The organism is Arthrobacter sp. Y3222053 (assembly GCF_059092805.1).
In genome coordinates this window covers 577,377-589,790 of the sequence record NZ_JBNHIA010000003.1, presented here as the reverse complement: position 1 = coordinate 589,790, position 12,414 = coordinate 577,377, and the positions used below count along the sequence as shown (strand labels likewise).

The following is a 12,414-nucleotide window of genomic DNA, read 5'->3' as shown; positions in this document are numbered from 1 at the left end:
CCCACCGCGCGGGGCGGCGCCGCGCCCATGGCAGGCAGGGAGGGCCGGGTGGGCTGATGGAGATCCACCCGGACCCTCGCCGCCCCTCCTGCACCACTAAGATCTCCAAAGTCTAAATGCAGCAAATCTAAGTATTTCCGCAACATAGTTCCTCCGCCTAGGGTGAGATTCACGGCACCTTCCCGCCGGAATGACGAAAGGCGGAGATGGAAACACGGCACCTGCGGTATTTCGTGGCCGTGGCGGAGGAAAAGCACTTCGGCCGCGCGGCCCAGCGCCTGCACATGGCCCAGCCTCCGCTCTCCCAGCAGATCAAGCAGCTCGAGGAACAGCTGAAGACCCAGCTGCTGGTCCGCACCACCCGCAAGGTGGAACTCACGCCCGCCGGCGAGCTGCTCCTGGACCGTGCCCGGGGCATCCTGGCCGACCTCGACCAGGTGGCCCAGGACGTGCAGCTGGTCGGGCAGGGCGCCAGCGGCGTGGTCCGCATCGGCGTGGCCGGATCCACCATGTACCGGTTGATGCCCCGGATCGTCGAAGCCGCGCGGACCCGGATGCCGGGGCTGCGGCTGAACGTCCACGGCGAAATGCTGACCCCGCAGATGGAGCGGGCGCTGGAGGAGAACCGCATCGACGTGGCCCTGCTGCGTCCCCCGGTGCGCTCGGAGGCACTGGACCTGCTGCGCCTTGGCCGGGACGAGCTGGTCCTTGCCCTGCCCGAGCGGCACAGGCTCGCGGGCCGCGATGACCTGCGGCTGGCCGATCTCGCCGGCCAGCCCTTCATCTCCTACCCCGCCGAATCCGCGGTCAGCGGCATCTTCCTCGACGCCGCCAGAACCGCGGGTTTCCGCCCGGACATCGTCCAGGAGGCCCGCGAAACCTCCACGCTGCTCTCCTTCGTGGCAGCCGGCATGGGCATCGCACTGGTACCCACCCCGCGCAGCACCTTCGGGCTGCAGGGCATCGTCTTCCGCGCCCTGACGGACGCCCCCGAAGTCGAGCTCGCCCTAGCCTCCCGGAAAGGGGATGCCCGTCCGCTGATCGCGAACTTCCTCTCGCTCTTCGACGCCCAGACCCTGACCCCGTCAGAAGGAACCACCCCGTGAGAATCGAGCGGATCGAAGCGATCCCCTACGCCATCCCGTACACCCACCCGTTGAAGTTCGCCAGCGGCGAGGTAGCCACCGCGGACCACGTTCTGATCCGCGTGTACACCGACGACGGCGTGGTCGGCATCGCCGACGCCCCGCCCCGCCCGTACACCTACGGCGAGACGCAGACGTCCATCACCGCCGTCGTCGACCAGGTCTTCGCCCCGCAGCTGCTCGGCCTGGACATTATGGACCGGGAGCGGATCCACGCTGTGCTGCGGCGGACCATCAACAATCAGGTGGCCAAAGGCGCGCTGGACATCGCCGTCTGGGATGCCATCGGCCAGGCCGTCGGCGAGCCGGTGCACCGGCTGCTCGGCGGCTGGACGGACCGGATGCGGGTCAGCCACATGCTCGGCTTCCGGCCCGCAGCGGAACTGCTGGAGGAGGCCCAGCGCTTCGGCGAGCTGTACGGAATCACCACCTTCAAGCTCAAGGTCGGCCGCCGCCCGCTGGCCCTGGATGTAGAGGCCTGCCGGGTGCTGCGCGAAGGGCTCGGCGACGACGTCGAAATCTATCTGGACGCCAACCGGGGCTGGACCGCCAACGAGGCGCTCGAGGTGCTGCGCCGCACCGAGGGCCTGGGCCTGACCCTGCTCGAAGAACCCTGCGACGCCAAGGAAGTGCTCAGCCGGCGCCGCCTGGTGGAGAAGTCGCCGATCCCGGTGGTCGGCGACGAGTCCGTCCCTACGGCCGGTGATGTGTCGCGGGAGCTGCTCACCGGCGGCTGCAACGCCATCTGCATCAAGACCGCCCGCTCCGGCTTCACCGAGGCCACGGAAATCCTCGGACTCTGCACCGGCCTCGGCGTCGATGTGACCATGGGCAACCAGATCGACACCCAGATCGGCTCCCTCGCCACCGTCACCTTCGGCGCCGCCCACGAGGCCACCAGCCGGCGCGCGGGAGAACTGTCCAACTTCCTCGACATGGCCGACGACCTGCTCGCCGACCCCCTCACCATCGCGGACGGCACCATCGCCGTCCGCGATGTCCCCGGCGTGGGTGCCGCCGTGGACGAGGACAAGCTCGCCGCCTACCGCCTGAACTGACCGCAGCCTGCCCGTACCGGCCGGCCCCGACCTGCCCTCCAGCTGACCCTTCAAAGGAGAAGACCATGCTGTTCCTGACCCGCATGGACGTCACGTTCCCGCCGCATCTGTCCCCGGAGGAGGTGCGCAGCCTGCAGGAGCAGGAGCAGAAGTACTCCCGCAGCCTCCAGGAGGACGGCCGCCTCACCTCCATCTGGCGGGTGGTCGGCGAATACGCCAACTACTCGGTATTCGACGTCGCCTCCAACGACGAACTGCACGGACTGCTCAGCGGCTTCCCCATGTACCCGTACATGCGGATCCGGGTCACCCCGCTGGCCCGGCACCCCAACGCCATCCGCTGAGCCGGCGGCCGTCGCGCCGGTTCTCCACAGCCGACCCCGGGCCTTCTCCCGGAGGGCCGCCGCCCCACCCACGGGGGGAAAGCATTGGAACGCTGCGGCTCTCAATGAGCGGTAAACATGTATTTCTCCCCACTGAATCAGCCGCATAGATTTGCCACCAGAACAGAACATGTGACGCCCGGCACGGCCGCCCGGCGCCGCACCCGCGGACCGTTCCGGCGTCCGAGGGCCATCACGACAGGAGCTGACATGACCCCCGAACCCATCACCGAGACCGAAGCCGCCTCCGCCGCGGCGTCCGGCAACGCCGCCACCGACCGGTTCCGGCAGTCCGGCAAGCTCGCCCATGTCGAAGCCGCGCAGGAGCGGGTGAGCATGCTTGCCGGCCGGCTGATCAAGGCCGCCAACGACATCGTGCTCGAGGAGAAGGTCAGCTACGACGAGTACAACGCGCTGAAGGCGTGGCTGATCAAGGTGGGCGAGGACGGCGAATGGCCGCTGTTCCTCGACGTCTGGCTTGAGCACTCCGTCGAAGACGTCGCCACCAGCCACCGCAAGGGCAACAAGGGCTCCATCGAGGGCCCGTACTACGTCCCGGACGCCCCGGAGCAGAAGTGCCCGGCGACCATCGAAATGCGCCCCGACGAGGCCGGCACCCCGCTGCTGTTCAAGGGGCAGGTCCGGGACACCGACGGTGCGGCGCTGGGCGGCGCGAAGATCGAACTGTGGCACGCGGACGAGGAAGGCTTCTACTCCCAGTTCGCCCCCGGTATCCCGGAGTGGAACCTGCGCGGCAGCTTCATCGCCGATGAGCAGGGCAGGTTCGAAATCCACACCATCCAGCCGGCGCCCTACCAGATCCCCACCGACGGGGCCTGCGGCCAGCTCATCGCCGCCGCCGGCTGGCACGCCTGGCGTCCGGCGCACCTGCACCTGAAGGTCTCCGCCCCCGGGCACGAGCTGCTCACCGCCCAGCTGTACTTCCCCGGCGATCCGCACAACGAGGACGACATCGCCACCGCCACCAAGCCGGAGCTGATGCTGGACATCCAGCCGGCCGCGGCAGGCGATGGGGTGCAGACCACCTACGACTTCGTCCTGGATCCCGTCCGCTAGGCGGGCAGGGCAGGGCCGCCCGGCGCCGCACGGCGGACGGCGGCCCGAGGACCATCAGCAGGGGGCGCGGGCGGCAAGGGCCGGCGCCCCCTGCCGTCGTTCACACCGGGCCACACACCGGCCCCGGACCGGGCCCCGAACCGTTCCGCGGAACGGTCCGAAAAAGCCGGCCGCGGCCGCGGATGTGCTTGGCTGAAAGGCCGGAGGCTGCCCGCAGGAGCAGGACACGGCACAGCGGAAGAGGGCAGGATTGGATCACAGCAGGATGCCGCCACGTCCCGCGGAAGAGGCTTCCGGGCAGGACCTTTTCGTCGGACGCAGCTGCGAACTTGCCGCCCTGCGAAACCATTACGCCTCCGCCGCAGCCGGACAGCCCCGGACCGTGCTGCTGCGAGGCCCCGCCGGCTCAGGCAAGACCCGCCTGGCGGTACAGCTGCTGAAATCCCTGCCCGACGTCGGCGACGGCGGCCCCCGGATCCTGCGGGCAGCGGGATCCGCATGGGAACAGGACCTGCCCGGTGCCGTGCTGCAGCAGCTGATTCCGGGCCCCGCCCAGCAGGTGTCGGAGGCCGCCGCCGCAGCCCACACCGCGCCGGACGCCCACGCCGCGGGTCCCGCAGCCGCCCCGGCGGGTCCGGACGGGGGCTCGGCGGGCCCGGCGGACGGCGCGCGGCTGCTTTCGGCCCTGGAAACGCCGGACCGCCCGGCGCTGCTGCTGCTGGACAACCTGCAGTGGGTGGATGAGGCCACGCTGCGCGCCGTGCTGTTCGCGCAGCGTCGGCTGACCCGCCAGCGGCTGCTGGCCGTGCTGCTGCTGCGCGACGAAGACGCCCACCGGCTGCCGGGCCCGTTTCGGGTGCTGCTCGAGGACCCGGCGGTCACAGTGCTGCCGCTGGGCCCGCTGACGGCGGTGGAGGTCCTGGAGCTCGCGGCCGCGGCGGAGCTCCCCGGCCGGGGGCAGGGACCTGCCGAGCAGGACATCCTGGGGTACCCGGGTCCCGGGGCGGGAGTGCCGGGGCCGGCCCGGCCGGCGCTGCCCGACGCCGCAGCCCACCGCATCGCGGAGTACTGCGGCGGCAACCCCCGGCACGTGCTGCACCTGCTGCGGGAAAACCCTCCGCAAATCTGGAGGCAGTGGCAGCGTGAACTGCCCGCCCCGCGCGAGCTGGTGCACGACGCCGGGATCCGGCTTCGCCGTCTCAGCGCACCGGCCCGGGAACTCGGGGAGGCCGCCGCCGTCCTGGGCACGACATCGGCCCTGGCGGACGCCGCCGCGCTGGCCGGCAGCAGCGATCCGCTGCCCGCGCTCACGGAGATCACCCGGCAGGGGCTGCTGACGGCAGCGGGGGACAGCGGCCGGATGCTGCTGGCGTTTCCGGATGAGGTGCACCGCAACGCCGCCTATCACGCCCTGTGCCTGGCGCGCCGCAGCAGCCTGCACCTGGCCGCCGCCGGGCTGCTGGCGGACCGCGGGGCAGCGCTGCGGCACCGCGCCGCAGCTGCCCTGCTGCCGGACCCCGGATTGGCGGCGGACCTGCAGGACTACGCAGCGGACCGCGCCCGGGCCGGCGCCTGGTCCTCCGCTGCGGACGCCCTGGTCACGGCCAGCAGGCTGCTGCCCGGCGGGCAGCGCGAAACCCTGCTGCTGCACGCGGTCGACGCCATCGTAGGCGCCGGAGAGCTGCCGCACGCCCTGGCCTACGCCGACGAAATCGCCCAGTTCCCGCCCAGCCCGCTGCGTAACGCCGTCGCCGGTTACCAGGCGATCCTGCAGGGCCGGGAGGCCGAGGCGGACCAGCAGCTGGGCCAGGCCTGGCAGCTCGTTGACGGGGCGGCCGACGCCGGGACGGCGGCCCTGATCGCCCAGCGGAGGGTCCTGGACTCGCTCGCCCGCTGGGACGGGCCGGCGCTGGTGCGCTGGGCGGAGCGGGCCGGGGCGCTGGCCGAGCCGGGCAGCCCCGCGGCCGTGGAATCGGCGGCCATCCGCGGACTGGGCCTGGCTGCGGCGGGCCGGATACCGGAAGCGGAGGCCTCCTATGCGACGTTGGCGGCCGGTCCGGGCAGCGGCGCCCAGGCCCAGCGGGTGCGGATGGGCCGCGGCTGGCTGCTGCTGGCCCTGGACCGGCCCGAGGCCGCCCGGGAGGAGCTGGCCTCCGCGGTGTCCACCGACTTCAGTGCCGGGTCCTTCCGCATCTCGCTCTGGGCCAGCGCCTGGCTGGCGCGGGCACAGTTCGCGCTGGGGGAGTGGGACCAGGCCCTGCGCACCGTGGACCGCGCCGCCGTACTGCAGCGGCGGACGGGGATGGAGCTGGTGCGCCCGCTGCTGCACTGGACGGCCGTGCAGATCCACGCGCTGCGCGGAGACGACGAAGGCGCGGCCCGGCACCTGGACGCCGGCCGTGCGGGGGCCGGCCACTATCCGATCATGCTGCTGCCGTATCGAATCGCCCAGGCGCAGGCAGCGGAGGCCCGGGCGGACCATGACGGGGTGCTGCGCGCCCTGCAGCCGGTGGCAGCCTCGGACCGCTGCGCCGGGCTGGACGAGCCGGGCTTCTGGCCCTGGCACGACATCTATGCCAAGGCCTTGATCATGACCGACCAGCTGTCCGAAGCCGAAACATTCCTTGCCGGCCCGGCCCGCCTCACCGCAGCCCGCGGGCATCGGTCCGCCTCCGCGAGGCTGGCTTCCGTACGCGGGCGGCTGCTGGGCAGCCGGGGGCAACTGGAGGAGGCGAAGGCTGCGTTCGACGCCGCGCTCGCCGCCCTGCACGGGGTCAACCTGCCGTACGAGCGCGCCCGGGTGGACTTCGCCTACGGACAGACGCTGCGTCGGGCGGGCAAGCGCCGGGAATCGGTGGCTCCGCTCCGCCGGGCCCGGGAAGTGTTCGGTGTCCTCGGGGCGGGGCTGCTCCTCGAAAGGTGCGACCGCGAGCTGCAGGCGGCCGGCGTCGGGGTGTCCCGGCGCGAGGCCATGGACTGGCACTCACTCACCGCCCAGGAGGAGGCCGTGGTCCGTCTGGTAGCGAGCGGCGCGAGCAACAAGCAGGCCGCGCAGGAGCTGTTCGTGAGCGTGAAGACCGTCCAGTACCACCTGACCCGGATCTACGCGAAGCTCGGCCTCAGCTCCCGCACTGAACTGGCCGCCCGTTTCCGGGCGGCCAGTTCAGAGACCGGGATGGAGGCGGAGGCGGACCCCGGCGCTCAGACCGGCGCCGGGCTGCCCGTCTCCTGAGCCGGCGCGGTCCTGGCGCCGGTGCCCGGGCCGGCGTCGGCCTCGCCACGGCGGGGAACGAACATGGTCACCAGCGCGCCGAGCACGGCCACGCCGGCGAAGACGTAGAACGCCGTCTCGTTCTCCACCCCGGCGGCGATCAGGAACCCGCCGATCAGCGGGCCGAAGATCCCGCCCAGCCGGCCGAACCCGGCGCACCAGGCGACACCGGCGCCGCGGGCGTTGGCACTGTAGTAGTTGGACACCAGCCCGTAGATCAGCACCTGCGTGCCGATGGTGCCGACGCCGGCCACGGCCACCAGCACCAGCAGCACCGCGAACGGCAGCTGCAGGGTCAGCGCGACCATCGCCACCGCGGCCAGGAAGAACGTGGAGGACACCACCCGGCCCGGGCCCAGCCGGTCCGCGGAGACGGAGGCGATCAACCCGCCGGCGATCGCCCCGGCGTTGAGCACCAGCAGGAACGTCAGCGAGAACTCCGGCCCGTAGCCGAACTGGCCCATGATCACCGGCAGCCAGGTGTTCAGCCCGTAGGTGAGCAGCAGCCCCGAGAAGCTCATCAGCCCGAGCAGCAGGGTCGGCAGTGCATACCGCCGGGTGGCCAGGGCGGCAAACCCGACCCGGCGGGCCGCGGCGTCCTCGGCCGATTCCGCCGGGACGGTCCCGCCGCCGGCGGGGGCTGCAGGTGCGGCGGAGGGCAGCACCAGTTCGACGCCGGTGCGCGCGGCCAGGGCCTGCGCCTCGGCGAGCCGGCCGCGGGCGGCCAGCCATTGCGGGGATTCAGGCAGCCGGAGCAAAGCCATTGGCAGCAGGATCAGCAGCGGCAGGGCACCGATGAGGAACAGGCCGCGCCAGCCGATCGGCTCCAGCAGCACAATCGCCAGCAGAGAAGCCAGCACGCCGCCGGCCGGGATGCCGGAGTAGACGATCGCGTTGTAGAAGTTGCGCTTGCCGGCGGGGGCGAACTCGGCCACCACGGCGCCCGCGGTAGCCACCAGCGCACCCACGCCGATGCCGGTTAGGAACCTGAACAGGCCGAAGACCACGGTGGAGGAGGCCAGCGCGGTCAGGGCCATGCCGATGGAGAACCAGACGATGCCGGTGATCATCACCCGCCGCCGGCCCAGGTAGTCGCCGACGGCGCCGGTGGTCAGGGCGCCGACGAGGACGCCGACCAGCGCGTAGCTGCCCAGGGCTCCGGCCTGGGCAGGATCCAGGGCGCCGATGTGTGACGGGTCGGCCAGCAGAGTGGAGACGACGGTGCCGTAGACCACCAGGTCATAGCCGTCGAAGAGCAGGGCGAGGGCGGCGATGGTGACCACCCAGCGGACGGTGGAACGCTGCTGCACCGTTGCAGCAGACGTGGATGAGGACATAAGGGACTCCATGATCAGCGAAGACCGCGGGGGTTGGCCGCGGGTGGGACAGCGGAGCAACAGAGCGGGTGGAGCGGTGGAGCAGATGGATCAGCCGGGCAGGCGCCCGGATGGTGCCGCCGACACCGGCCGGCGGCGTCGGCGGCGTCGGAGTGCGGAGCGTCAGCCGAGGTCGCCGCCGGCCACCGGCAGCACGCTGCCGGTGATGTAGGAGGCCTCGTCGGAGGCCAGGAAGGTGATCGCCGCGGCCTGCTCGGCCAGGGTGCCGTAGCGCTTGAGCAGGGAGGATTCCACGGTCTGGTCCACGATCTGCCGGTACCAGGCGCGCTCGCGTTCATCCTGCGGGGCGGGCCCGCGCCGGACCTTCCGTTCCGGGGCTTCGGTGCCGCCGGGAGCCGTGGCCACCACCCGGATTCCGTGCGGGGCGGCCTCCAGCGCCAGGGCGCTGGTGATGGCCTTGACCCCGCCCTTGGCCGCGGCGTAGGGCACCCGGTTCACCCCGCGGGTGGCGACCGAGGCGACGTTCACGATGGTTCCGCCGCCCTGCCCGATCATCACGGGCAGCGCGGCCCGGCAGGACCACAGGGTGGGGAACAGCGACCGGTTGATTTCCCGGGTGACTTCCTCCGGAGTGTAGTGCTCATACGGCTTGGCCCAGATGGTGCCGCCCACGTTGTTGATCAGCACGTCCACCCGGCCGAAGCCGGCCAGGGCGGCCGCCACGAAGGCCTCCGCTCCGGCGTAGGTCTCGAGGTCGGCAGTGACGGCCAGGGCCTCGCCTCCGGCGTCCCGGATGGACGCGGCGGTCTCGTGCACCAGGTCCGCCCGGTCCACCAGCACCACCTGGCCGGACTCGGCGGCCACCCGGCGGGCCACCGCCTCGCCGATGCCCTGAGCCGAGCCGGTGACCACCACCACCCGGCCGGCGAACCGGCCCGCAAAGAAGGCGGGCCGGTCCGTCGGGGTGGCGCCGGGCACGGCGGCCGCCGACGTCGCACCCTCAGCAGGAACGGGTGTGTTCATGCGGCTGCTCCGGCGTGCACGTTGTGCTCCTGGACCTCGCCGACGGCGAAGCGTTCGTAGTAGAAGTTCGCCGGGGTGATGCCGGCGTCGGCCCAGTAGCGGCGGACGGCGTCCACCATGGGCGGCGGCCCGCACAGGTAGACGTCCACATCGCCGTCGTTGAGGTGTTCGGGCAGCAGGTGCTGGGTGACGTAGCCCTTCTTCGGCGCGGCCGACTGCGGATCAGCCACGATGGTGTCGAAGGTGAACCCCTCGATGAGCCCGGCGTACCGTTCAAGGGCCTGCACCTCCACCAGGTCGGTGTCGAAGGTGACGCCGTAGGCCATGTGGATGGGGAACGCCGGCTGCACCCCGGAGGAGGCGATCTTCTCCAGCATGGCCAGCTGCGGGGCGACGCCGGTGCCGCCGGCGAGCATCAGCACCGGGCGGCGGACCTCGCGCAGGAAGAAGCTGCCCACCGGTCCTTCCAGGATCAGCTGGTCACCGACGGCGGCCCGCTCCTTGAGGTAGGTGGTCATCACCCCGTCGGGGGCGGTGCGGATCAGGAACCGCAGTTCGCGCTCCTCGGGCCCGGAGCTGAACGAGTAGCTGCGCTCGATCCCGGTGCCGGGCACCAGCACGTTCATGTACTGGCCGGGCAGGAAGTTCAGCTTGTCCCGGTTCTCGACCGACAGCGTGATCCCGGCGGTGTTGTCGGCGTACCAGTGCAGCCGCTCGATCCGGGCGGTGAATTTCTGGATGCCGGTCTTGGCCATCTCCGCGGTGCCGGAGATGCGCAGCACCAGGTCCGACTCGGGGGACATCTGGCAGGGCAGGCAGTACCCGGCGTCGGCCTCGTCGTCGGTCAGCGCCTCGTCGATGTAGTCGCCGCCGTCGTAGGTGCCGGATTCGCAGAACGCCTTGCAGGTGCCGCAGGCGCCGTCGCGGCAGTCCAGCGGAATGTTGATGCGGGCCTTGTACGCGGCGTCGGCCACCGTCTCGTGGGGCAGGACGTCGATGAACCGGGTGAGCCCGTCTTCGAAGCTGAGTGCAACTTTGTGCGTCATGGGAGGGCCCTTCCTAGATGTGGTAGACGTCCACGACGTGGTGGATGTAGTCGTTCTTCAGCACGACCTTCTTCTTGAGGATCACCGGCTGCGTGCCGGAGAGATCGATCGTGTAGAAGGAGGTGCCGAAGTAGGTGTCGGTGGACTCGTACCGGTAGTAGAGGGTGAACCAGTTGAACCGCACGTCCACCTGGTCCCCGCGGTGTTCGACGATTTCGACGTTGGTGATGTTGTGCCCGGTGCGGGGCTCGGGCAGGCTCGTGGCGCTGGAACGGTCGGTGCGGATCCGGAACACCCGGTCCTCGATGCCGCCGCGGTTGGAGTAGTAGATGAGCGAGATTTCGCGCTGCGGGTCCTCGGTCAGCTCGCCGTTGTCGTCCCAGGCGGGCATCCAGAACTCGGCATCCGGGTGGTAGCAGTCCACCCAGCGCTCGAATTCGCGGTCATCGAGGAACGCCGCCTCACGGTAGAGGAACTGGCGGATCTTCTCGAGCTCGACGGCGAGCTCGGCGTCGGTCAGCGGCGAGCGCTGCACTGCGGTGGTGGTCATTGGGGGATGGTCCTTCCGTAAATCAGGCGGTCAGTGGCCGCAGGGGGAGCCGGCGCCGGAGGCGGCAGCTGCTGCGGTTCCGCCGGCGGCGCGTTCGGCGGCCTCGCGTTCCTCGGCGGCAACGGCGGCGCGCATGGTTTCGGCCCAGTAGGAGTGCTGCACCGGGTACAGGCCTTCGTCCTCGGTCTTGGCGCCGCTGGAGATCGGGTTGAGCCCGATCTTCAGGGCCGTCTCATCCGGTCCCTTGATCTGGTGGGTGGCGCCCCGGGACATGTCGTTCCAGGGGGCGGTTTTGGCCAGATAGGTCTTCTGGCAGGAGCGGAACTCCTCCAGGTCATCCGGGGTGGCCATGCCCGTGGCGTTGAAGAAGTCCTCGTACTGGCGGATCCGGTTGGCGCGTGCTTCGGCCGACTCGCCCTTGGGGGCGATGCAGTAGATGGTCACCTCGGTCTTGTCCACGGAGATGGGCCGGAAGTGCCGGATCTGCGAGGAGAACTGGTCCATCAGGTAGACATTGGGATAGACGCACAGATTGCGCGAAGCACCGACCATGAACCGGGCCCGCTCCTGGCCGAACTGCGCGGACCATTCCTCGAGCTTGTCGTAGTTGGGCCGGTCCTGGGGGTTGCCCCACCACATCCACAGCAGCAGGTGCCCGTGCTCGAAGGAGTAGTAGCCGCCGCCCTGCTTGCCCCAGCTGCCGGCGTCCATGGCCTTGGTTTCGTTGGCGGATTCGCCGACCGTGCGGCGGGCCGTGGTCGCGGCGTAGTTCCAGTGGGTGGCGGAGACGTGGTAGCCGTCGGCGCCGTTCTCGGCCTGAACCTTCCAGTTGCCGTCATAGTGGTACGTCGAGGAGCCGCGCAGCACCTCCAGGCCCTCGGGGGACTGGTCCACGATCATGTCGATGACCTTGGCTGATTCCCCCAGATGCTCCTCGAGCGGCTTGACGTCGGCCTTCAGCGAGCCGAAGAGGAAGCCGCGGTAGCTCTCGAAGCGGGCCACCTTGGTCAGGTCATGCGAGCCGTCCTTGTTGAACTGCTCCGGGTAGCCGGCGTCGCGGGAGTCCTTGACCTTGAGCAGCTTGCCCTTGTTGTTGAACGTCCATCCGTGGAACGGGCAGGTGAAGTTGGTGCGGTTGTCCGTCTTGCGGCGGCAGAGCATGGCGCCGCGGTGGCTGCAGGCGTTGACCAGGCAGTTCAGCTCCCCGTCCTTGGACCGGGAGATGACCACCGGGGTGCGTCCGATGTACGTGGTGAAGTAATCGCCCACGTTCGGGATCTGCGACTCGTGGGCGAGGTAGACCCAGTTGCCCTCGAAGATGTGCTTCATTTCCAGCTCGAAGATCTCCTCGTCGGTGAAGATCTCCCGCTTGGTGCGGTGGATGCCGTTGTCCGGATCCTCAACCACGGCATCCCGCAGCTGGTGTTCGATCTGTTCCAGGGTCTCGGTCATGCTGTGCTCCTCGTGGTGCTGTGGGGCGGGTGGGGGCGGCGGTGCCCCGGCCGGGGTGTGCCCGGCAGAGAA

The 12,414-nt window shown here is 70.6% G+C and carries 10 protein-coding genes; 5 read left to right on the top strand and 5 right to left on the bottom strand.

From position 1 onward, the window contains the following. Nucleotides 1-206: 206 nt before the first annotated feature. The 5 genes from AC5RUW_RS10790 to AC5RUW_RS10770 all read left to right on the top strand — a co-directional run bounded on the left by AC5RUW_RS10790 (nt 207) and on the right by AC5RUW_RS10770 (nt 6,895). Entirely contained in the window at nt 207-1,106 is a 900-nt protein-coding gene (locus tag AC5RUW_RS10790) for a LysR substrate-binding domain-containing protein (RefSeq protein WP_494160696.1), read from the top strand. Then, nucleotides 1,103-2,203, top strand: coding sequence for a mandelate racemase/muconate lactonizing enzyme family protein (locus AC5RUW_RS10785; RefSeq protein WP_494160695.1), 1,101 nt, complete (start codon nt 1,103-1,105; stop codon nt 2,201-2,203). The genes AC5RUW_RS10790 and AC5RUW_RS10785 overlap by 4 nt, the downstream gene beginning before the upstream one ends. Before the next feature lie 65 nt (nt 2,204-2,268). Further along, entirely contained in the window at nt 2,269-2,547 is a 279-nt protein-coding gene (locus AC5RUW_RS10780; protein WP_494160694.1) for a muconolactone Delta-isomerase family protein, read from the top strand. A 249-nt stretch (nt 2,548-2,796) separates the two neighbouring features. Further along, nucleotides 2,797-3,663: a catechol 1,2-dioxygenase gene (catA, locus tag AC5RUW_RS10775; protein WP_494160693.1), complete on the top strand. Its 867-nt coding sequence runs from the start codon at nt 2,797-2,799 to the stop codon at nt 3,661-3,663. Nucleotides 3,664-3,928: 265 nt separating this feature from the next. Further along, the gene (locus AC5RUW_RS10770) at nt 3,929-6,895 is read left to right on the top strand and encodes an AAA family ATPase (RefSeq protein ID WP_494160692.1); all 2,967 of its coding nucleotides are present in this window, start codon (nt 3,929-3,931) and stop codon (nt 6,893-6,895) included. Here AC5RUW_RS10770 and AC5RUW_RS10765 read toward each other — a convergent pair. The 5 genes from AC5RUW_RS10765 to benA all read right to left on the bottom strand — a co-directional run bounded on the left by AC5RUW_RS10765 (nt 6,865) and on the right by benA (nt 12,342). Further along, the gene (locus AC5RUW_RS10765; protein WP_494160691.1) at nt 6,865-8,271 is read right to left on the bottom strand and encodes an MFS transporter; all 1,407 of its coding nucleotides are present in this window, start codon (nt 8,269-8,271) and stop codon (nt 6,865-6,867) included. The genes AC5RUW_RS10770 and AC5RUW_RS10765 overlap by 31 nt on opposite strands. 162 nt (nt 8,272-8,433) lie before the next feature. Then, entirely contained in the window at nt 8,434-9,294 is an 861-nt protein-coding gene (locus AC5RUW_RS10760; RefSeq protein ID WP_494160690.1) for a 1,6-dihydroxycyclohexa-2,4-diene-1-carboxylate dehydrogenase, read from the bottom strand. Beyond that, nucleotides 9,291-10,340 (bottom strand): benzoate 1,2-dioxygenase electron transfer component BenC, encoded by a 1,050-nt coding sequence (gene benC, locus AC5RUW_RS10755; protein WP_494160689.1) that lies wholly within the window; start codon nt 10,338-10,340, stop codon nt 9,291-9,293. Before benC ends, AC5RUW_RS10760 begins: the two co-directional genes overlap by 4 nt. A 13-nt stretch (nt 10,341-10,353) precedes the next feature. Further along, nucleotides 10,354-10,890 carry a benzoate 1,2-dioxygenase small subunit gene (gene benB, locus AC5RUW_RS10750; protein ID WP_494160688.1) on the bottom strand — a complete coding sequence of 179 codons (537 nt, stop codon included), beginning with the start codon at nt 10,888-10,890 and terminating at the stop codon, nt 10,354-10,356. 30 nt (nt 10,891-10,920) lie between these two features. Beyond that, nucleotides 10,921-12,342: a benzoate 1,2-dioxygenase large subunit gene (gene benA / locus AC5RUW_RS10745; protein ID WP_494160687.1), complete on the bottom strand. Its 1,422-nt coding sequence runs from the start codon at nt 12,340-12,342 to the stop codon at nt 10,921-10,923. Nucleotides 12,343-12,414: the final 72 nt, after the last annotated feature.